We start from the raw sequence: 20,339 nt of genomic DNA, 5'->3' as shown, positions 1-20,339 counted from the left end.
TCATCGGCCACGGCGCTAGATGCCGATGGCGGCCTCGGGCTGCATGAGACGGCGGGCCGCCTCGGTGATCGAGCCCGACAGCGACGGGTAGACCGCGAACGTGTGGGCGACCTGGTCGACCGTCAGCCGCTGCTGCACGGCCAGCGACACCGCGAGGATCAGCTCCGAGGCGCGCGGGGCCACGATCACGCCGCCGAGCACGATGCCGGTGTGGGGGCGGCAGAACAGCTTGACGAAGCCGTCGTTGAAGCCCTGCATCTTGGCCCGCGCGTTGGTGGCCAGCGGCAGCTTGACCACGTTCGCGTCGATCTCGCCCGCCTCGATCGAGCGCTGCGCCACGCCGACCGCCGCGATCTCTGGGTCGGTGAAGATGTTGGAGGCCACCGTGGCCAGCCGCAGCGGCTGGACGGCCTCGCCCAGCGCGTGCCACACGGCGATGCGGCCCTGCATGGCGGCGACCGAGGCCAGCATGAGCACGCCGGTGCAGTCGCCGGCCGCGTAGACGCCGGGCGCGGAGGTGCGGGAGACCTTGTCGACCTTGACGAAGCCGTTGCGGTCGAGCTGGACGCCGGCCTCCTCAAGGCCCATGCCGCCGGTGTTGGGGACCATGCCGACCGTCATCAGCGCGTGGGAGCCCTCGGCCGTGCGGCCGTCCTCCAGGGTCACCACCACGCCGTCGGCCGTGCGCTTGACGGAGGCCGCGCGCGAGCGGCCCATGACGTTCATGCCGCGCCGCCGGTAGACCTCTTCGAGCACCTCGGCGCCGTCGGCGTCCTCGTTGGGCATCATCCGGTCGCGGCTGGAGACCAGGGTGACCTCCGCGCCGAGCGAGCGGTAGGCGCCGGCGAACTCGGCGCCGGTCACGCCGGAGCCGATCACGATCAGGTGCTCGGGCAGCTCCTCCAGGTCGTAGAGCTGCCGCCAGGTGAGGATGCGCTCGCCGTCGGGCTCGGCCCCCGGCAGCACGCGCGGCGTCGCGCCGGTGGCCACCAGCACCACGTCGGCCCTGATCGTACGGTCGCCCGCGCGGACGACCTGCGGATCGACCAGCCGCCCCCGCGCCTTGATGATCTCGACGCCCTCTGCCTCGACCCGGGTCGCGATGTCGGCCGACTGGGCCTGGGCCAGCTCCTTGACCCGCTTGTTGACCAGCGGCAGGTCGACGCCGACCACGCCCGCGTCGCCGTCGGGGCCGCCCGAGAACGACACGCCGAGCGAGGGCGCGTCGAGAAGTGCCTGCTTGCGGACGGAGGTCGCGATCAGCGTCTTGGACGGCACGCAGTCGGTGAGCACGCAGGCTCCGCCCGGGCCGTCCTGCTCGACCATCGTGACTTGCGCGCCTAGCTGGGCCGCCACCAGCGCCGCTTCGTAGCCGCCTGGTCCGCCACCAATGATCACGATCCTCGTCACGTGTCCCATTCTCCCGCACGTGCCCCCGGAAGCCGCAACCGGGCCATGGCGGGATGACGCTCCCGTGGACATGGGGGACACATGGGCCTTCCGTGCCCGGCTTGATGGACCGACACGCCGGGTCAGCGTGGCAGGATGGCGCGGTAGCTGGATGACGAGCGGCACCCGGCGAGAGGGGTGGATCGTGGCGTGGCTTTCGGATCAATCAGGGAAGCCGAATGATCTACGGCTGTATGCCTCCTACGGGATGAACATGGACCCCGAGCAGATGGCCATGCGCGCCCCGCACTCCCCGATCTGGGGGGTCGGCTGGCTGACCGGCTGGCGGCTGACCTTCGGCCGCACCGACAGCAAGTGGGAGAGCTCGCTCGCCACCATCGTGGAGGATCCCGACGAGCACGTCTTCGTCGTGCTCTACGACGTGCCCGAATGGGAGGAGACCTCGCTCGACCAGTGGGAGGGCGCGGTCCGCGGGGCGTACCACAAGGTGCGGCTGCGGGTGCAGACCCTCGACGGCGAGGCCGTGGCCTGGTTCTACGTGCTCGACGGCTACGAGGGCGGCCTGCCCTCGGCCCGCTACCTGTGCAACCTGGCCGACGCGGCCGAGCGTGCGGGCGCCCCCGACGACTACGTCAAGGAGCTGCGGGAGCGCCCCTGCACCTCGGCGCCCTAGCGCAGCGGCTCGTCCTTGGTCTCACGCAGCACGAAGACGTAGACCAGCGTGGAGATCAGGGCCAGAGCGGACATGTACCACGGGAACATCCCGGGGTTGCCCGCCTTCTGGAGCGCGGTGCCGATCAGCGGCGCGGTGCCACCGAAGATCGCCACGGTCAGCGAGTACGGGAACCCGGCCCCCGCCGCCCGCACCCGGGTCGGGAACAGCTCGGAGTTCACCGCGGCCGAGACCGAGGTGAAGCAGCCCAGGAACACCATGCCGATCATCTGCACGACGAGCAGGCTCGCGAAGGAGTCGGTGAGCAGCCCGAGCAGCGGTACCGGCAGGATCAGGAAGCCGAGCCCGAACGCGATCAGCATCGGCTTGCGCCCGATCTTGTCCGACAGCAGGCCGAGCAGCGGCTGCAAGAACATGAAGAACACCAGCGAGATCGTGCCGACCTGCAGCGACTCGGCCTTGTCGAACGAGACCGTGATCTGCGCGTAGGTGGGCAGGAAGCTGGTCCAGGTGTAGTACGCGACGGTGCCGGCGATCGTGATGCCGACGATGGTGAGCGCGGACTTCGGGTGGAGCCTGAGGAACTCGAACATGCCCGGCCGCTTGACCTCACCCCGCTGGATCTCCTCCGCGACCGCCGAGGTCTCGTCGGCGCCCTTGCGGATCCACAGGCCGACGAGGCTGAGCAGTGCGCCCACCAGGAACGGGATGCGCCAGCCGTAGGAGCTCATGTCCTCCTTGACCAGCGTCGCGGTGAGCACCGCGGCCAGTCCGGAGGCGATGAGCTGGCCGATGGTGGTGCTGACGTACTGGAAGGAGGAGAACAGGCCGCGACGGCGCGGCGGGGCCGACTCGACGAGGAACGTGGTGGCGGCGGCGAACTCACCGCCCACGGACAGGCCCTGGACGAGCCGGGCCAGCGTCAGGATGACCGGTGACAGCAGCCCCACGGCCTCGTAGGTGGGGGTCAGGCCGAGCAGCAGCGAGCCGCCGCCCATCAGGACGATGGTGAAGGTCATGGCGGACTTGCGGCCGTACCGGTCGGCGAAGGCGCCCACCAGCAGGCCGCCGAGGGGCCGCATGAAGAAGCCCACCGCGAAGACCGCGAACGAGCTCAGCAGCGGCACCAGGCTGTTGCCCGAGCTGTCGGGGAAGATCTGCGCCGAGAAGACCGTGGCCAGGAAGGTGTAGGCGTACCAGTCGTACCACTCGACCACGTTGCCGATGCTGGCCGCCATGAGCTGACGGACCCTGCTCTTGGGTATGCCGAGCGGCGATTGCGCGACGGGGGAGGTCGACACGGCATGTCTCCTTTTGCTGACACGTGGGGTGATGGCTTACTGTGCATTCGGAAGACCGAAACAGTCAAATGTCTGGGCAATTATTTACAAACCCGACACGGAAGCGGTTGCAGGTGGACGTTCTCGACCGACGGCTCGTCGCCGCGCTCCAGGTCAGCCCGCGCGCCACGTGGGGCGAGATCGGCCGGGCGGTGGGCGAGCACGAACGCACGGTCGCCCGCCGGCTCCAGCGGCTCATCGCCGACGGCGTCGTCCGTGTCACCGCGATCTACGACGACCTGCGCACCCGCCACGGCCGCCCCGCGCACCTGCACGTCCAGGTGCGGCCCGGCACGGCGGCCCAGGTGGCCAGGTCGCTCACCGACCGGCGCGACACGCGGTCGGTCTACGCGCTGACCGGGGCCGCCGACCTGGCCTGCGAGCTGGTGCCGCCGTCCCGGCAGGACCTGCACACCATCCTGTCCCACGACATCAGCGACATCGACGGCGTGCTCCAGACGCAGACCCAGGTCGTGCTGCACACGTTCACGACCGTGGCCGAGTGGCACGCGCCCTTCCTGACCGAGCGGGAGGTCGCCGAGCTGCGCCCCGCGCCGCCGCCGCCCGACCTGCCCGACGAGGACGGCCTGTCGCCGCTGGAGAAGGAGATCGCCGAACTGCTGGCGGCCGACGGCCGGGCCGCCTTCACCACGATCGCCGAACGGCTCGACCTCTCCGTGCCGACCGCCCGGCGGCGGGTCGGCTCGCTCATCGACCGGCGGTTACTGCTGCCGCGCGCCGAGGTCGAGCCCGCGCTGCTCGGGCTGGAGGTCGAGGCCATGCTGTGGCTGAAGGTGCGGCCGTACGGGCTCGGCGAGACCGGCCGGCGCCTGGCCGCGCACCCCAACGTGCGTTACTGCGCCGCCACGTCGGGCACCCACTCCCTCATCGTGCAGGTGGCGGTGGCCCATGAGGCGGACCTCTATCGTTTCATGACCGACGTGCTCGGCCGGCTCGACGAGATCACCGACAGCGACCTGACCCTCATCACCCGCGCGTACAAACGCGGCCACCTCCACAAGTCCGGACTGCTCACCCTGGAGAAGACGCCATGACACCTGCCGAGAAGGAAGTCGCCGACCTGTGCGTGGAGCTGATCCGCGTCGACAGCAGCAACTACGGGGACGGCAGCGGCCCCGGTGAGCGGGCCGCGGCCGAGGTCGTCATGGCCCGGCTGGACGAGGTCGGCATCGAGGCGACGTACGTCGAGAGCGAGCCGGGCCGTGGCAACGTGGTCACCCGCGTCGAGGGCACCGACCCGTCGCTGCCGGCGCTGCTCGTCCACGGCCACCTCGACGTGGTGCCCGCCAACGCCGCCGACTGGTCGGTCGACCCCTTCGCCGGCGAGGTCAGGGACGGCTATATCTGGGGCCGCGGCGCCGTGGACATGAAGGACATGGACGCGATGATGCTGGCCGTGCTGCGCCAGCTGAAGCGCGAGGGACGCCGCCCGCGCCGCGACATCGTCTTCGCCTGGGTCGCCGACGAGGAGGCCGGCGGCGTGTACGGCGCCAAGTACCTCACGGCCCACCACCCCGAGCTGTTCGAGGGCGTGACCGAGTCCATCAGCGAGGTCGGCGGCTACTCGCTGGAGGTCGACCCGTCGCTGCGGCTGTACCTGATCGAGACGGCCCAGAAGGGCCTGGCCTGGATGAAGCTGGTCGCCGACGGCACCGCCGGGCACGGCTCGATGCTCAACTCCGACAACGCGGTCACCGAGGTCGCCAAGGCCGTGGCCCGGCTCGGCGGGCACGAGTGGCCGCTGACCTACACGCCGACCGTGCGCCAGTTCCTCACCGAGGTCGCCGACGCCTTCGGCCTGCCGTTCGACGAGGACGACCCGGCCCCGCTGCTGGACAAGCTCGGCCCGCTGGTGCGGTTCGTCGGCGCGACGCTCCGCCACACCACCAACCCGACCCAGCTCGACGCCGGCTACAAGTCCAACGTCATCCCCGGCCAGGCCACGGCCGTCGTGGACGGGCGCTTCCTGCCCGGCTTCGAGGACGACTTCTTCAAGACCGTCGACTCGCTCATCGGGCCGAACGTGCGCCGCGAGTTCGTGCACCACGACATCGCGCTGGAGACGACGTTCGACGGCGCGCTGGTCGAGTCGATGATCGCGGCGCTGAAGGCCGAGGACCCGACGGCGCGGGCGGTGCCGTACTGCATGTCGGGCGGCACCGACAACAAGACCTTCTTCGCCGACCTCGGGGTGCGCGGGTTCGGGTTCGTGCCGCTGCGGCTGCCCGGCGACATGGACTTCGCCTCGATGTTCCACGGCGTGGACGAGCGGGTGCCGGTGGACGCGCTGCAGTTCGGGGTGCGGGTCCTGGACAGGCTGCTCCTAAACTACTGAGATGTGAGCAACGACGCATACACCCTGGCCGTAGAGGCCGCCGCCGCCCTGACCGGCGCGGCCGGCCTCGACACCTTCGACGTGGCCCTCGTCATGGGGTCGGGGTGGGTTCCCGCCGCTGACGCGATCGGGCAGACCGTGGCCGAGATCCCGTTCACCGATCTGCCCGGCTTCCGCGCCCCGGCCGTGGCCGGGCACGGTGGCAAGATCCGCGTCGTCCGCACCCCGTCCGGGCGGCACGCGCTGGTCTTCCTCGGCCGCACCCACCTGTACGAGGGCCTGGGCGTCGACGCGGTCGTCCACGGCGTGCGCACGGCGGCCGCGGCGGGCGTGCGCACGATCGTCCTGACCAACGCGGCGGGCGGTCTGCGGCCGGAGACCCAGAACGTCGGCGACCCGGTCCTGATCAGCGACCACGTCAACCTGACCGGCGCCAACCCGATCACCGGCACCACCTTCATCGACCTCACCGAGGTCTACTCGCGCCGCCTGCGCGCCCTGGTCCGCGAGATCGACCCGACCCTGGCCGACGGCGTCTACGTGGCCTTCCGCGGCCCGACGTACGAGACGCCGGCCGAGATCCGGATGCTGCGCACGCTCGGCGGCGACCTGGTGGGCATGTCCACCGTGCTGGAGGCCATCGCCGCCCGCGAGGCGAACCTGGAGGTGCTCGGCGTCTCCCTGGTCACCAACCCGGGGGCGGGCTTGTCCGGCGAGCCGCTCAACCACGAGGAGGTCCTGGAGGTGGGCCGCGCCACGGCCGCCCGCATGGGCGTGCTGCTGGCCAAGGTGGTGGACCGCCTGTGACCCCCGGCCTCCCGCCCGAGTCCGGCGGTGACCTGATCCCGCCCGAGTCCGGCGGCGACCTGATCCCGCCCGAGTCCGGCGGTGACCTGATCCCGCCCGAGTCCGGCGGTGACGTGCCGCTGCCGCCCGTCGACGCCGACCTGCTGCGCCGCGCCCGTCAGTGGCTGGCCCAGGACCCCGACCCGGACACCCGGGCCGAGCTGTCCGGCCTTCTGGAGGACGACGACCTGCCCGCCCTGCGCGAGCGGTTCCAGGCCAAGCTGGAGTTCGGCACCGCCGGCCTGCGCGGCGAGCTGGGCGCGGGCCCCAACCGGATGAACCGGGTCACCGTCATGCGCGCCGCCGCCGGTCTGGCCGGTGTGCTCGGCCCCGGCAAGCACGTCGTGATCGGCTACGACGCCCGGCACAAGTCCGACGTGTTCGCCAGGGACACCGCCGCCGTCCTGACCGGCGCGGGACTGCACGTCTCGCTGCTGCCGCGCCCGCTGCCCACGCCGGTGCTGGCCTTCGCCGTGCGCCAGCTCGGGGCCGACGCGGGCGTGACGGTCACGGCCAGCCACAACCCGCCCAGGGACAACGGCTACAAGGTCTACTGGGGCGACGGCTCGCAGATCGTGCCGCCGGTCGACCGGGAGATCTCGGCCGCCATCGACGCCGCGGGCCGGGTCGACCAGCTCCCCCTCGACGGCCCCGGCACGCTCACCGAGCTGGGCGAGGACATCGTCGACGACTACATCGACGCGGTGACCGCCCTGCCGCTGGGCGAGGCGCGCGACCTGCGGGTGGCGTACACGCCGCTGCACGGGGTGGGCTCCGGGACGCTGACGGGCGCCTTCCTCGCGGCCGGCTTCGAGACGCCGATGGCCGTGGAGGAGCAGCGCAACCCCGACCCCGACTTCCCGACGGTGGCCTTCCCCAACCCGGAGGAGCCCGGGGCGATGGACCTGGCCGTCGCGCTGGCCGCCAAGCTCGGCTCCGACCTGATCCTGGCCAACGACCCCGACGCCGACCGGTGCGCGGTCGGCGTGCCGCTGCCCGACGGCACGTGCCGCATGCTGACCGGCGACGAGGTCGGCGGTCTGCTGGCCGAGCACGTGATCACGCTCACCACGGGCGACCGCCTGGTGGCCACCACGATCGTCTCCTCGACGCTGCTGAGCAAGATCGCCCAGGCCCACGGCGTGCGCTACGGCGAGACGCTGACCGGGTTCAAGTGGATCATGAAGGCGGGCGAGGGCCTGGTCTTCGGCTACGAGGAGGCCATCGGCTACAGCGTCGGCTCCGACGCCGGCCTGCCGGTCCACGACAAGGACGGCATCGGCGCGGCCCTGACCGTGGCGGCCGTCGCCGCCGCCGCCAAGCGCGACGGGCGCACCCTGCTCGACCTGCTCGACGACCAGGCCGTCCGGTACGGCCTGCACGCGACGTCCCAGCTCAGCTTCCGGGTCGCCGACCTGTCGCTGATCTCCGGGGCGATGGACCGCCTGCGCGCCGCCCCGCCGTCCCGGCTCGGCGACCACGCGGTGGAGGCCGTCGACGACCTGAGCCGCGGCGACGGCGGCCTGCCGCCGACCGAGGGCCTGCGCTTCCGCCTGTCGGACGGCGGCCGCGTCGTGGTCCGCCCGTCGGGCACCGAGCCGAAGCTGAAGTGCTACCTGGAGGTGGTGGTGCCGGTGGCGGGCGAGGTGTCGCAGGCCCGCGCGTCCGCCGCCCGCGACCTCGACGCCCTGAAGGCCGACCTCACCACCGCCCTGGAACTCTGAGCGCCTCCGGTCCCGCTCGGGCCAGGGGTTTCCGGGGGCCGGGCCCGCGTCGCGTCGCGGGCCCGGGGTCTCGGGGTCACATGTCGGCGCCGGCCGAGAACATGATCGGCCGGACCTCGACGGCCAGGCCCTCGATCCGGCTGTCCGGGATCATCCCGGCCAGCTCGATCGCGCGTTCGCGGCTCTCGCAGTCGACGATGTAGTAGCCGCCCATGTACTCCTTGGCCTCCAGGTAGGGGCCGTCGGTCACGGCGGGCAGCCCGTTGCGGGTGCGGACGACGGCGCTGGTCGACGGGTCGCCGAGCGCCTGCGTGCCGATCATCTCGCCCGACTCCTGGATCGTCTTCATGAACGCGCCGTGGCCGTTCATGATCAGCTCGCGCTGCTCCTCGGTCAGGGTGTCCATGACCTGCTGGTTCACCTGCATGATCAGCAGAAACTTCATCGTCTCTCCTCGTGGTCGTGCGAGTTCCGTCGTGCTGGAGTCGGAGCCGGCGCGGCCCTCTCGACATCCCCGCGGAACTTCTCCGGAAAGCATGTCGAGCGCGCGCCCCCCGCTCCGACCTCCTGGCGGAACCGATGACACCAGGAGGGTGCCGACATGCCGAATCTCACCGAGACCGCCGCCGAGCCCCGGGCCGGGCGGCGCGAATGGGCCGGGCTGGCGGTGCTCGCCCTGCCGACCCTGCTCGTCGCGGTCGACATCAACGCGCTGTTCCTGGCGCTGCCCCGGCTGAGCGTGGACCTGGGGGCCGGCGCCGTCCAGCAGTTGTGGATCATCGACATCTACGGGTTCATGGTCGCCGGGCTGGTGATCACCATGGGCGGCCTCGGCGACCGGATCGGCCGCCGCCGGCTGCTGCTGACCGGCGCGGCGGCCTTCGGCGTCGCCTCCGTCGTGGCGGCGTACGCGACCGGCCCCGCCATGCTGATCGCCGCCCGTACCGTGCTGGGCGTGGCCGGGGCCACGCTCATGCCCTCCACGCTCGCGCTCATCACCAACATGTTCCGCGACGCCCGGCAGCGCGGCACGGCCATCGCCGTCTGGGCCACCTGCCAGTTCGCCGGGGCCGCGCTCGGGCCGGTCGTCGGCGGGCTGCTCCTGGAGCACTTCTGGTGGGGGTCGGTGTTCCTGCTGGCCGTGCCGGTGATCGTGGTGCTGCTCGTGGCCGGCGTCCTGCTGCTGCCGGAGTTCCGCGACCCGGACGGCGGGCGCATGGACCTGGTCAGCGTGGCGCTGTCGATGCTGGCGATCCTGCCGGTGGTCTGGGGCGTCAAGGAGCTGGCCGCCTCGTCGGTGTCGGCCGGGCCCGGCGTGCCGCTCGCGGTGATCGCGGTCGGTCTCGCGTTCGGGGCGGCGTTCGTACGGCGGCAGCTCACGCTCGACGCTCCCCTGCTCAACCTGCGCCTGTTCGCCCAGCGGCCGCTCACCCTGATCCTGACCGCGCTCGTGCTCGCCGGGATCGCGATGGCGGGCACCGGTCTCCTGGTCACCCAGCTCCTGCAGTCGGTGCTGGGGTACACCCCGGCGCAGTCGGCGCTGTGGTTCGCGCCCATGGGGCTCGGCGTCGCGCTGGGCACCACGCTGACCCCGGCGCTCACCCGTCGCCTGGCCCCCCGGACGGCCGTCGTGGGCGGCCTGACGCTGTCGGCCGCCGGGGCGGCGCTGCTCACGCAGGCCGGGTCCGGGCTGCCGGTGGTGATCACCGCCATCACCGTGCTGGCGCTGGGCACCGGCCCGCTGTTCGCCCTGGGCACGGGGATCGTGGTCGGTTCCGTGCCGCCGGAGAAGGCCGGGTCGGCGGCCTCGCTGGCCGAGTCCGGCAACTTCCTCGGCGGCACGCTCGGCCTGGCCCTGCTCGGCACGGTCGGCGCGGCCGTCTACCACCACGCCCTGCCCGCGGACGTGCCCGAGGCCGCCAGGGAGACCGTGGCGGGCGCGGCGGCCGTGGCCGCGCGGCTCGCCCCGGCGCAGGCCGCCGAGCTGCTGCGGGCCAGTCACGCCGCGTTCGTCAGCGGGCTCGTGACGATCGGCCTGGCGGGCGCGGCCCTGTTCGTGCTGGCCGCGCTGCTGACCTCACGGCTGCCCCGCACCGAAGCGGCGTGACGGGCCCGATGACTGGCCCGGTGAGGGGCCGGATGACAGGCCCGGTTTCTGGCCGGATGAGGGGCCGGATGAGGGGCCGCGTCATCCGGCCGAGTGTCAGGCCAGGCGGAACTGCAGGTCGATGTCCCACTTGTTCAGGTCGGGCTCGACCCGCGGGTCCGTCCGGTACAGCTCCAGCCGGCAGCCCCAGTGCTCGGTCCCGCCCTTCTCGGTCATGTCCCAGGTCAGGCCCTGTTCGGCGGCCCACGTCAGCACCGACTCGATGACGCCGGAGAGCTGGTCGGGGTGGCCGTGGTGGGTCTCGGTGACGAAACGGCCCGCGGGCAGCGTGCCCGCGTGGAACTCGCCCTCCCCCGCCACGGGCGCGGTGACGGGCACGCCCGCCTCCACCACCAGCCGGTCCTGCGGCAGGTCGATGCTGTCGTACCGGAAGAACGGGGCTCCGGCGAGCGTGTGCCCGCGCTCGGCGAGCCAGCCGATCATCTCCGCGATCCGGTCCCCGACGAGGCCGAAGCTGGTCATCGTGATGGTCTTCCGGATCCCGATGTAAGGACGCTCGGGAAATTCGACGATCTGTGGCATGTGTCTGTCCTCCTTCACCTGTCAGTACGGAGCGCGCCCCCGAAACTCATCGGCAGGCCGAAGGACGACACGAGCCCGGGATCGAGAAAGGTGGTCATGCCGGTGACGACTCCGCCGCCGATCTCCAGGACTACCAGGGCGAACGCCTTCCCGTCCCGGTACTGGGCGAAGGCGGGCGCGCCGTTCGCCCTGGCCGGCAGCAGGCGGGTGCCGTCGCAGGGCGCCGCGGCGGCCACCAGGACCGCCCTGATCGCCTCCCGGCCGCGCAACCACCACGCGAACGGCGGCATCGACATCGTCGCGTCCTCGCGCAGCAGCGAGACCAGCGCGTCCACGTCGTACCGCTCGAAGGCCGAGACGTAGCGGTCGAGCAGCCTCTCGTCCACCTCGGCGTCCTCCGGGGTGACGGCGGGCAGGCGGGCGCGGGCGCGCTGCAACGCGCTGTTCACGGACGCGACGCTCATCTCCAGCAGGCCCGCCACCTCGGCGGCCTGCCACTTCAGCACGTCACGCAGGATCAGCACGGCCCGCTGCCGCGCCGGCAGCCGCTGCAACGCGGCCACGAACGCCAGCCGCACGCTCTCCCTGGCCACCGCCAGCTCCGCCGGGTCGGCCGGGAGCACGCGGTCGTCGGGGACGGGCCACACCCAGGCGTCCCCGGGCAGCGGCTCGCCGAGCGGGTCACCCGGACGCGCCGCCGGCCCGAGGTCCATCGCCCGCGCCCGCCGCTGCGGCCCGCGCAGCATGTCGAGGCAGACGGACGTGGCGAGCCGGAACAACCACGGGCGCAACGGCCCCCGCCCGGCCTGGTACGTGCGCCAGGCCCGGACGAACGTCTCCTGCACCGCGTCCTCGGCCTCGAAGCCCGAGCCGAGCATGCGGTAGCAGTAACCGGTCAGCTCGACCCGGTGGTGTTCCAGCTCGGTCGCCTCCACTAGATCGGGGCCACCTCGATCTGCAGCTCGTGCACCCATTCCGCGCGGTCGTCCGGGCAGTGCAGCGACACCTCGCGCGCCAGGTCGAGCGAACGGTAGCCGTTCTCCTCGATCCAGTGGGCCAGGGCCTGGAAGGTCGGCCCGACGGCCTCCATCGGGCCGTGGTGGATGATCGTGGCCGCCGTGCCGATGGCGGGCAGGTCTCTGATCTCGAAGTCGTGGCGGGGGTCGGGGTCGGCGTTGACCGGCAGGCAGGCGTGGACCATGACCGAGCCGTCGTCCTCCTGGCGGTAGTGGGCCAGGCCGGGGCCGACCACCTTGAGGCCGGCCTGCTCCACGCGGGCGCAGATCTCGGCGAACAGCGGCTGGATCACCGGGCCGACGTCCTCGCCCTCGTAGCTGGCGGCTCTGGCGCTGAGCTGGGCGACCCGTACCGGGCTGACCTTCTTCAGCATGACTTCCGCGGTTCTCATCTGACCCTCCGTCTCGATGCTGCGGAGTCTCGCCTCGACGCCGCGCAGCCTGGCCAGGTCGGCGCTGATCTGCGCCTCAAGCTGGGCGCGGCGCAGCCGTACCATGCCGTGGAGCTCCTCGGTGCTGACCTTCTCGTCCAGGATCGCCCGGACCTGGTCCAGCGTGAAGCCGAGGTCCTTGATGGCGACGATGCGGTTGAGCCTGGCCAGTTGCGCGGCCTGGTAGGACCGGTAACCGGTGAGCGGGTCCACCTGCGCGGGACGCAGCAGACCGATGGCGTCGTAGTGGCGGAGCATGCGTACGGACACGAGCCCCAGCCTGGCGAATTCTCCGATGCTGAACATGTCCGCTCCAGGAGTAGGGGCTCACACGGTGTCAGAGTCAACCTATGGCGGTTTCTACAGACATGGGGTAATTTCCAGCGTAACAAGCAACCGAACGTTCGGTAGGTGGCCATGGACGTGGACGCACTGCTCCGGATCAGGACGGCGGCCGTGCGGCTCTTCGCCCGGCAGGGCTTCGCCGCCACCGGCATCAGGGACCTGGCCAGGGCGGCGAACCTGACCAACGCCGGCATCTACCACCACGTCCCCAGCAAGGAAGCCCTGCTCGCCGACCTCATGCGGACCGGCCTCCAGGGCCTGATCGACTCGACCGCCCGCGTCCTGGACGGGGCCACGCGTCCCGCCGACCGCCTCGCCCTGCTGATCACCTCGCTCACCGCCCTGCACGCGCGCAGCCCCCTGACCAGCCGCGTCATGGACGGCGAGCTCCGCTCACTCACCCCCGGCTCCCCCGCCCACACCGAGGTCATCGCCCTGCGCGACGCCTACGAGAGCCACTGGAGGAGCGCCCTGGCCGACGGCGTCGCCGAGGGCGTCTTCCACCTCGCCGACCAGAGGCTGACCCGCCTCGCGCTCATGTCCATGTGCACCGGCACCAGCGAGTGGTACCGCCCCGACGGGGACTCGACGCTGGAGCAGGTGTGCGCGGAGTTCGTCACGATCGGCCTGGCCGCCGTGCGCGCCGCCGTCCCGGTCGTGGCGCCCCTCGATCCACGCCTGCTGCCCGACTTCCCGTGGGAGCCGCCGGATGCACACCACGATCCCCGACCTGCTGAGGACCGCCGCTAGCACGTACGGCGAACGCGAGTTCCTCCGCTTCCCCGCCCCCTCACCGACCGTCCCCGCGACCTCGCTGAGCTTCGCCGAGGCCGACGCCGAGTCCGACCGCCTGGCCCGCGCGCTGGCCGCCCGAGGGGTACGCCCCGGCGACCGGGTGGCCGTCATGCTGGACAACGAGCCGTGGTGGCCGTTGAGCTGGTTCGCCGTCCTGAAGGCGGGGGCGGTCACCGTCCCCGTGAACGTGCGGTACCAGGCCGCCGACCTGGAGCACGTCCTGCGCGATTCCGGCGCGGTCGCCACCCTGGCCGGACGGGCCCACGCGGCGCGCGTGCCCGGCGTGGTGCACCTCGTGGACACGCTGACAGATGGCCCACCTATCGACATATCCCCTAGCGCGGACAATGTCGCTAATTTCCAGTACACGTCGGGGACGACGGGCTTCCCCAAAGCCTGCCTGCTCACCCACGACTACTGGGTCAGGACCGCGCGGGTCATCGCCGACCTCGTACACCTGCGCGACGACGACGTCCTGCTGATCGCCCAGGCGTACTCCTACATGGACCCGCAATGGACCACCCTGCTCTGCCTGGCCGGCGGCATCCCGCTGGTGGTCCTCCCGCGCTTCTCCGCCTCCGGCTTCTGGCCCGCCGTCCGCGAGCACGGCGCGACCCTCACGTACGTGCTGGGCACCATGCCCCTGCTGATGCACAAGCAGCCGCCGAGCCCCCTCGACCGCGACAACCGGATGCGGCTCGTGCTCTGCTCCGGCATCGTCCCGGGCCTGCACCGCACGTTCGAGGAGCGCTGGGGCGCACCCTGGCGCGAGCTGTACGGCTCCACCGAGAGCGGCTGCGACCTGATGGCCGCCCCGGACGCGGACGACACGGTCGGCACCGGTGCGATGGGCACGCCGCCGCCCGGCAAGGAGGTCCGGCTCGACGACGAGACCGGCGAGATCCTGGTCCGCGGCGCACCCATGATGAACGGCTACTGGAACCATCCCGAGGCCACCGCGCACGCCTTCCGCGGCGGCTGGTACCACACCGGCGACCTGGGCGTACGCGACGAGCTAGGGCGTATCCGACATGCCGGGCGGCTGACGGACATGGTTCGCAGGGGCGGTGAGAACATCTCGTGCGCCGAGGTCGAGAGCGTGCTCGCCGGGCATCCCGCGGTCCTGTCAGCGGCCCTGGTCCCCATCCCCGACGACCTCTTCGGCGAGCTGCCCAAGGCGTTCATCCAGCTCCGCCCCGGACACGCCGCCGACGCGGGCACGGCCGCCGCCGTCATCGCCCATGCCAGGGAACGCCTGGCCCGCTTCAAGATCCCGGCGTACGTGGAGTTCGTGGAGTCGTTCACGCTCACCCCGTCCGCCCGCATCGAGAAGCGCCACCTGCTCCGCCCCGGCCGCGACCAGCGCGCCGCCCCCGCCATCCCCACGGAGGACCCGGCATGATCGACGTGACCGTACGCGACGAGGTGGCCCTGATCACCCTCACGCGCCCCGAGAAACTGAACGCCCTCACCGCCGGCATGCGCAGGGACCTGGCCGCGGCCGTCCGCGCGCACGGCCGTACGGCGAGGGGCATCGTGGTGACCGGCGCCGGCCGGGCGTTCTCGGCGGGCGAGGACATCGCCGAGGCGGCGGGCAAGCCGCTGGAGGCGGAGGTGGAGCTGTTCCACGACATGACCAGGGCCGTGCTGGAGACCGAGGTGCCGGTGGTCGCCGCGGTCAACGGCCTGGCCGTCGGCGGCGCCGCCGAGTGGACGCTCTGCTTCGACACGCGCCTCGGCGCCCCGGCCGCCGAGTACTTCTTCCCCGAGAACCACCTCGGCCTGTCGATCTCGAACGCCGCCGGTCACCTGCTGCCCCGGCTGGCGGGCGGCCGGGCGCTGCGACTGGTGCTCGACTCGGCCCGCCTGGACGCCGCCGGCGCGCTGGCGGCCGGGCTGCTGGACGAGCTCGTGCCTGCCGAGAAGCTGGTGGAGACGGCGATCGCGCGGGTGCGCCACTGGACGCGGCCGGGCACCGCCACCGCCACGCACCTCCGGCTGCTGCGCCCGGCGCTCGCCGACGTCGAGCGCGCCTTCGAGGCCGAGACCGAGGCGGCCCGGCAGGTCGAGCGGGCGGGCCTGGCCCAGGCAGGCATGACCCGCTTCCTCACCCGCCGGACCTCCTGACATCGCGCCGTCCGCCCGCCCACCCGGGCCGGCGGACGGTCAGGCGATGACGACGGCGGCGACGATCAGGGCGACCGCGGCCACGAGGACCGCGATCGAGTCGTAGGACCAGGTGACCCTGGCCGGGGTCGCCGGCTCCTCGCGGCGGCGGGCGGCCTCGGCGCGGTCGCGGATCTGGTCGCCCACGAAGTCGGCGTGCGTCTTGCCGGTGAACGCCTCGGCGGCGGCCTGCTCGGCCTTGCTCACCGTGGTCTCGACCCGGAACCGGCCGCCGCGCTCGGGCTTGGGCACACCGCGCCGCTGCGCCTTGGACCGCTCGCGGGCGCTGCTCATCGGCGTCCACAACCGCAGCACCTGCTCGTCGGCGCCCTCGCCGCCGTGGCGGACCGCGATGGAGTGGGTGACCGTCACCTCGCCGACGGACGCCCACGGCAGGAACGTCGTGCGCAGCGGGTTGCGGGCCAGCAGGCCCTCCTCGCCGACCACGGTGGCGGGCCTGATCGCGATCGCGTAGACGAGCGCCGACATCGCCCCGAGCACGGCCAGCGCCACCATGGACGGCTTGCCGTTGTAGTGGGCCGTCAGGTCCCACACGTTGAACGCCACGAAGACCAGCCACGCGCAGCCCAGCACGAAAGCGGTCTTGGACCGGTAGGTGTGCTTCACGGCTGCCACTTGATCTGCGCGAACCCCGGCTTGATCACGCCGTTGATCAGCGCCAGCCGCTCGTCGAACGGGAGGAAGGCCGACTTCATCGCGTTGACCGTGAACCACTGGAGGTCGTCCCAGTCGTAGCCGAACGCCTCGACCAGCTTGGCGAACTCCAGCGACACGCTCGTGGAGCTCATCAGCCGGTTGTCGGTGTTGACGGTGACCCGGAAGTGCAGCCTGCGCAGCAGCCCGATGGGATGCTCGGCGATCGAGGCGGCGGCCCCGGTCTGGAGGTTGGACGTGGGACACATCTCCAGCGGGATGCGCTTGTCGCGCACGTACGCCGCCAGCGGCCCCAGCTTGGCCGACCCGTCGCCGGCCACCGCGATGTCGTCGATGATCCGCACGCCGTGGCCCAGCCGGTCGGCGCCGCACCACTGGATGGCCTGCCAGATCGACGGCAGCCCGAACGCCTCGCCGGCGTGGATCGTGAAGTGCGCGTTCTCCCGCTGGAGGTACTCGAAGGCGTCGAGGTGCCGGGTGGGCGGGTAGCCGGCCTCGGCCCCGGCGATGTCGAACCCCACGACGCCGGCGTCGCGGTAGCGCACGGCCAGCTCGGCGATCTCCATCGAACGCGCCATGTGCCGCATCGCGGTCAGCAGCGTGCCGACCCGGATGCCGCGCCCCTGCGAGCCGAGCGTGAACCCTTCGAGCACCGCCTCCACCACCTGGTCGAGGCTCAGCCCCATGGTGGTGTGCTGCTCGGGGGCGAAACGCACCTCGGCGTAGACCACGCCGTCGTCGGCGAGGTCTCGGGCGCACTCGGCGGCCACCCGGACCAGGGACTCGCGGGTCTGCATGACCGCGACCGTGTGGTCGAAGGTCTCCAGGTAGCGCTCAAGCGACCCGGAGTCGGCGGCCTCCTCGAACCACAGGCGCAGGTTGTCGGGGTCGGTGGAGGGCAGCCGCCCGTAGTCGATCTCCCGTGCGAGCTCGACGATCGTCTCGGCGCGCAGCCCGCCGTCGAGGTGATCGTGCAACAACACCTTGGGAGCCAGCCGGATCTTGTCAAGCGTGGGGCTCATCTGGCCATGATATGAGCACACTCCTCCGCCGCCGCACACGTCGCGCCCGCCTGTGGACGACCCCTCCGGCACACCCGCGCGGCCTCCCGGGTCAGTCGCGGCCCGCGGCCTCCGGCGCGAAGGCGGGCAGGCACACGGCGACGTACTCGGCGCCGTCGGGGCCCGCGCTGTAGCGCACCTTCTCCCCCGGCGAGGTCACCACCGACTGGCCGGCGGCGATCTCGACCGTGCCGCCGTCGTGCTCGACGAGCACGCTGCCGCGCAGGACCACGGTGTACTCGGTGAACGACGGCGTCTGGGCGGGCTCGGCCCAGCCGGGCGGGGCGGTCATGTGGGCGATCGAGACCTGCTCGTCGCCACTGTTGACGCGCCCCACGTGCTCGTCGATGAGCTTGCCGCCGGGGACGGGGATGCGGGTCGGGCCCTCGATCTTTCTCACCACGGGGATCAGTGTGCCACGTCGAGCACCAGCCGGCTCGGCGCGGACTGCTCCTTCACCCGGAAGCCGGCCTTGTGGGCGAGCGCCAGGCCGATGCCCACGCGTCCCTCGAAGTCGCCGGTCCTGACGACGTCGGAGACGTTCTTGAGGTTGGCCGGGTAGACGGGGCCGCCCTTCCAGGTGGGATAGCCGTCGTCGTCGTGCGCGTTGGCGGGGACCAGGGTGAGCTGCAGGTACGCGCCGCCGCGGACGCCCATGGGCTCGCCGGAACCGTCCTCCAGGAACTCGTCCACCCATTTGACCTTGTATCCGGGAATGTCGCCCTTGAGGTCGATGACCACCCGGTCGTAGCCGTCGTGGGTGGCGTACCGGACGCCGGTCACCACGGCCGGGTCGAGGCCGTCGCGCTCGACGTCCACCTCGGCGGTGCTGGTGGGGACGTCGGAGGGGGTGCTGCGTGGGGTGGCGGCCGGGCTGGTCTCCGCGGGGGTGTCCAGCCGGGCGGTCTGCGTGACGGTGCCGCACGCGGTCAGCACGGCGAGGCAGGCGAGCGGCGCGACGAGGCGAAGGCGCGACGACCGGTCGCAGGTCGGGGATGACGGGCGCATGCCCGGTAGATGCCCAGCCCACGGGCCTGCAAGCGGCTCCACGGCGGATCGGTCCGGGTTTCCGGGGCACTTCCGCGCGGCCGGGACTGCCTCTACGCTGATCAACCTCCAAGGAGTCATACAAGTGAGCAAATCCCACGACTTATCGGCTTTTCTGGCGTCCTATGAGCCCTCGTTCGCGCGGACGGCGTACCTGCTGACCGGCGACGTGGACAAGGCGCGCGAGCTGACCGTCCACGCCCTGCTCGCGGCCTGCCGCCGGTGGTCCGCCATCCGCTACCACCGCCCGGCCGACGCGGTGCTGCGCGAGCTGTACGGACGGTTCCTGGGCGCGACGGGCGAGCCCTGGCCGCTGCCGGAGGGCCACCTGTTCACCGGGCTCGCCCCGACGACCCGCGCGGCCGTCGTCGTCACCTTCCACGACGGGCTGAGCCTCCCGCACGCGGCCGCGGTCACGGGCCTGTGGACCGGCGCCCTGGACGACGAGCTGCGGCGGGCCCGCGCCCGGCTCCGCGCCTCCCACCCGCATCTGTTCCCGGACGAGCCTCCCCGGACCGACACGACGCCTTCCTCCCCCTGGACGCTCGGCGCCGCCCCCGAGCCCGCCGCCCCGGCGGAGGAGGGTCAGGACACGGATCCGGCCCTGCGCGCCGCCCTGCTCTCCCTGGCCGCCGAGCTGCCGCGCACCGACCTCGCCGGCACCGTCCTGCGCCGGCTCACGACGCGGCGCAGGGTACGGGCGTCGGTGTGGACGCTCGCCTCCGCCGGCCTGGTCGCCGCGCTGGTCGCGACGGTCGTGGCGGGCCTGTCCGCGGTGGCCGACAACGTGAACGAGGCGATGGCCCGCTCCCCCTTCGACCCCGGGGCGGCGGGCGCCGCCGAGGAGACCCGCGACCCGCTGCCCGCCGCGCTCCCCGACCCGGTCCGCTTCGCCTATCCGGGCTACTGCCGCGACGCCGAGGTGGACGCCCACGACCCCCGGCCCTGCGGCCAGTGGGTGCTCACGACCCGATCGGGCACGGAATGGCGGCTGCCGGGCGCGCGGGCCGGCTACGACCCGGCCACCGGCGACTCCATGCCGCTCGCCCTCAGCCAGGACGGCCACCGGCTCGCCTACCAGAACCCCCAGGGCCGCTACCTGGTCCACGACCTGCCCACGGGCGCGGTCAAGCGCATCGAGGCGACGGCCGGGGACGGCGAGGCGCACATCTCATCGTCCCCGGACGGCCGCTACTTCTCGCTGTCCTTCGGCGCGTCCGACGACGGCGCGGTGCTCGACTTCCGGACGGGCACGACCAGCACCGTACGCGGCGAGGACGTCGAGATCCTGGCCGTGGACGACGACGGCACGCGCGTGGTCGCCGAACGCCGGGACACCACCGACGTGCCCGGCCACGCCTCCGTCAGCACGCTCAGGCTGGACGGCGCGCGCACCCGCACGAAGGGGTTCCGGATCGACCCCGCCCTCGTCGAGCACGGCGCCGCGCTCTCGCCCGACGGCCGCCTTCTGGCCCTGGTGACGGCCGACGCCCGGCTGGTCACCATGGACGCCCGCACCGGCCGCGTCGCCGGCCCCCGCACCCGCCTGGACGACGACGACCTCGAAGTGATCAGGGTGGAACGCTGGCTGGGCCCCGGCAAGGTCCTCGTGCGCCTGTGGGACCGCGAGGACGTGTACCTGATCCAGGTGGACGTCCGCACCGGCGAGGCCACCGCCTTCGACGACTCCGCGACGGAGTGGATCGACTACTCCGACCCGATCGGCGCGCTGGAGGAATGAGGAAGAGGGCCCCGCTTCGAGCGG

Annotated in this window: 20 protein-coding genes; 10 read left to right on the top strand and 10 right to left on the bottom strand. The window is 72.4% G+C overall.

All coding sequences use genetic code 11. The annotated features are described in order from the left end of the window. Positions 1–15: 15 nt before the first annotated feature. Positions 16–1,410 carry an NAD(P)H-quinone dehydrogenase gene (locus tag AB0J97_RS08380; protein WP_357702436.1) on the bottom strand — a complete coding sequence of 465 codons (1,395 nt, stop codon included), beginning with the start codon at positions 1,408–1,410 and terminating at the stop codon, positions 16–18. 247 nt (positions 1,411–1,657) lie between these two features. Here AB0J97_RS08380 and AB0J97_RS08375 point away from each other — a divergent pair, with 247 nt between their 5' ends. Then, complete coding sequence (locus tag AB0J97_RS08375; protein ID WP_364086158.1) at positions 1,658–2,083, top strand: gamma-glutamylcyclotransferase; 426 nt, start codon at positions 1,658–1,660, stop codon at positions 2,081–2,083. Here AB0J97_RS08375 and AB0J97_RS08370 read toward each other — a convergent pair. Further along, positions 2,080–3,384 carry an MFS transporter gene (locus AB0J97_RS08370; protein WP_357702432.1) on the bottom strand — a complete coding sequence of 435 codons (1,305 nt, stop codon included), beginning with the start codon at positions 3,382–3,384 and terminating at the stop codon, positions 2,080–2,082. The two genes, AB0J97_RS08375 and AB0J97_RS08370, sit on opposite strands and share 4 nt — an antisense overlap. Positions 3,385–3,497: 113 nt before the next feature. On the opposite strand from AB0J97_RS08370, the gene AB0J97_RS08365 reads away from it, so the two are divergent. The 4 genes from AB0J97_RS08365 to AB0J97_RS08350 all read left to right on the top strand — a co-directional run bounded on the left by AB0J97_RS08365 (position 3,498) and on the right by AB0J97_RS08350 (position 8,349). After that, the gene (locus AB0J97_RS08365; protein ID WP_364086155.1) at positions 3,498–4,478 is read left to right on the top strand and encodes an Lrp/AsnC family transcriptional regulator; all 981 of its coding nucleotides are present in this window, start codon (positions 3,498–3,500) and stop codon (positions 4,476–4,478) included. Then, positions 4,475–5,779, top strand: a complete 1,305-nt coding sequence (locus tag AB0J97_RS08360; RefSeq protein WP_357702428.1) for a M20/M25/M40 family metallo-hydrolase — start codon at positions 4,475–4,477, stop codon at positions 5,777–5,779. The genes AB0J97_RS08365 and AB0J97_RS08360 overlap by 4 nt, the downstream gene beginning before the upstream one ends. A 3-nt stretch (positions 5,780–5,782) precedes the next feature. Beyond that, positions 5,783–6,586, top strand: a complete 804-nt coding sequence (locus AB0J97_RS08355) for a purine-nucleoside phosphorylase (protein WP_357702426.1) — start codon at positions 5,783–5,785, stop codon at positions 6,584–6,586. A gap of 119 nt (positions 6,587–6,705) precedes the next feature. Further along, positions 6,706–8,349 (top strand): phospho-sugar mutase, encoded by a 1,644-nt coding sequence (locus AB0J97_RS08350; RefSeq protein ID WP_364086660.1) that lies wholly within the window; start codon positions 6,706–6,708, stop codon positions 8,347–8,349. Between the two features lie 76 nt (positions 8,350–8,425). On the opposite strand, the gene AB0J97_RS08345 is transcribed toward AB0J97_RS08350, so the two are convergent. Next, entirely contained in the window at positions 8,426–8,794 is a 369-nt protein-coding gene (locus AB0J97_RS08345; RefSeq protein WP_357702424.1) for a YciI family protein, read from the bottom strand. Positions 8,795–8,950: 156 nt separating this feature from the next. Here AB0J97_RS08345 and AB0J97_RS08340 point away from each other — a divergent pair, with 156 nt between their 5' ends. After that, positions 8,951–10,456 (top strand): MFS transporter, encoded by a 1,506-nt coding sequence (locus AB0J97_RS08340; RefSeq protein WP_364086149.1) that lies wholly within the window; start codon positions 8,951–8,953, stop codon positions 10,454–10,456. A 96-nt stretch (positions 10,457–10,552) separates the two neighbouring features. Here the strand turns inward: AB0J97_RS08340 and AB0J97_RS08335 are convergent, their stop codons facing one another. From AB0J97_RS08335 to AB0J97_RS08325, 3 genes are read right to left on the bottom strand one after another with little or no spacing between them, the layout of a single operon-like run. After that, positions 10,553–11,038 (bottom strand): GyrI-like domain-containing protein, encoded by a 486-nt coding sequence (locus tag AB0J97_RS08335; RefSeq protein WP_364086146.1) that lies wholly within the window; start codon positions 11,036–11,038, stop codon positions 10,553–10,555. A 14-nt stretch (positions 11,039–11,052) separates the two neighbouring features. Beyond that, positions 11,053–11,973: a sigma-70 family RNA polymerase sigma factor gene (locus AB0J97_RS08330; RefSeq protein ID WP_364086144.1), complete on the bottom strand. Its 921-nt coding sequence runs from the start codon at positions 11,971–11,973 to the stop codon at positions 11,053–11,055. Continuing rightward, positions 11,973–12,791, bottom strand: a complete 819-nt coding sequence (locus tag AB0J97_RS08325; protein WP_364086142.1) for a MerR family transcriptional regulator — start codon at positions 12,789–12,791, stop codon at positions 11,973–11,975. The genes AB0J97_RS08330 and AB0J97_RS08325 overlap by 1 nt, the downstream gene beginning before the upstream one ends. A 117-nt stretch (positions 12,792–12,908) precedes the next feature. Here AB0J97_RS08325 and AB0J97_RS08320 point away from each other — a divergent pair, with 117 nt between their 5' ends. The 3 genes from AB0J97_RS08320 to AB0J97_RS08310 are packed head-to-tail and all read left to right on the top strand — an operon-like array spanning position 12,909 to position 15,752. Then, on the top strand, positions 12,909–13,580 hold the full coding sequence (locus AB0J97_RS08320; protein WP_364086140.1) for a TetR/AcrR family transcriptional regulator: 672 nt from the start codon (positions 12,909–12,911) through the stop codon (positions 13,578–13,580). Further along, a complete protein-coding gene (locus AB0J97_RS08315; RefSeq protein WP_364086138.1) occupies positions 13,540–15,027 on the top strand; it encodes an AMP-binding protein in 1,488 nt (495 codons plus the stop codon). Before AB0J97_RS08320 ends, AB0J97_RS08315 begins: the two co-directional genes overlap by 41 nt. Further along, a complete protein-coding gene (locus tag AB0J97_RS08310) occupies positions 15,024–15,752 on the top strand; it encodes an enoyl-CoA hydratase/isomerase family protein (protein WP_364086136.1) in 729 nt (242 codons plus the stop codon). Before AB0J97_RS08315 ends, AB0J97_RS08310 begins: the two co-directional genes overlap by 4 nt. Before the next feature lie 39 nt (positions 15,753–15,791). Here AB0J97_RS08310 and AB0J97_RS08305 read toward each other — a convergent pair whose 3' ends face one another. The 4 genes from AB0J97_RS08305 to AB0J97_RS08290 form a co-directional block, all read right to left on the bottom strand. Next, the gene (locus tag AB0J97_RS08305; RefSeq protein ID WP_357702409.1) at positions 15,792–16,418 is read right to left on the bottom strand and encodes a PH domain-containing protein; all 627 of its coding nucleotides are present in this window, start codon (positions 16,416–16,418) and stop codon (positions 15,792–15,794) included. Then, positions 16,415–17,488: an adenosine deaminase gene (locus tag AB0J97_RS08300; RefSeq protein ID WP_357702408.1), complete on the bottom strand. Its 1,074-nt coding sequence runs from the start codon at positions 17,486–17,488 to the stop codon at positions 16,415–16,417. The genes AB0J97_RS08305 and AB0J97_RS08300 overlap by 4 nt, the downstream gene beginning before the upstream one ends. A 91-nt stretch (positions 17,489–17,579) precedes the next feature. Next, entirely contained in the window at positions 17,580–17,930 is a 351-nt protein-coding gene (locus tag AB0J97_RS08295) for a cupin domain-containing protein (protein ID WP_364086133.1), read from the bottom strand. Positions 17,931–17,935: 5 nt separating this feature from the next. Beyond that, the gene (locus AB0J97_RS08290; protein WP_364086131.1) at positions 17,936–18,535 is read right to left on the bottom strand and encodes a hypothetical protein; all 600 of its coding nucleotides are present in this window, start codon (positions 18,533–18,535) and stop codon (positions 17,936–17,938) included. A 124-nt stretch (positions 18,536–18,659) separates the two neighbouring features. Between AB0J97_RS08290 and AB0J97_RS08285 the strand changes: the two genes are divergently transcribed. Continuing rightward, positions 18,660–20,315: a hypothetical protein gene (locus AB0J97_RS08285; RefSeq protein ID WP_364086129.1), complete on the top strand. Its 1,656-nt coding sequence runs from the start codon at positions 18,660–18,662 to the stop codon at positions 20,313–20,315. Positions 20,316–20,339: the final 24 nt, after the last annotated feature.

This window comes from Nonomuraea sp. NPDC049607 (genome assembly GCF_040675375.1).
Lineage (GTDB): Bacteria > Actinomycetota > Actinomycetes > Streptosporangiales > Streptosporangiaceae > Nonomuraea.
The sequence above is the reverse complement of the archived record's forward strand: the minus strand, read 5'-3'. Positions and strand labels throughout refer to the sequence as shown.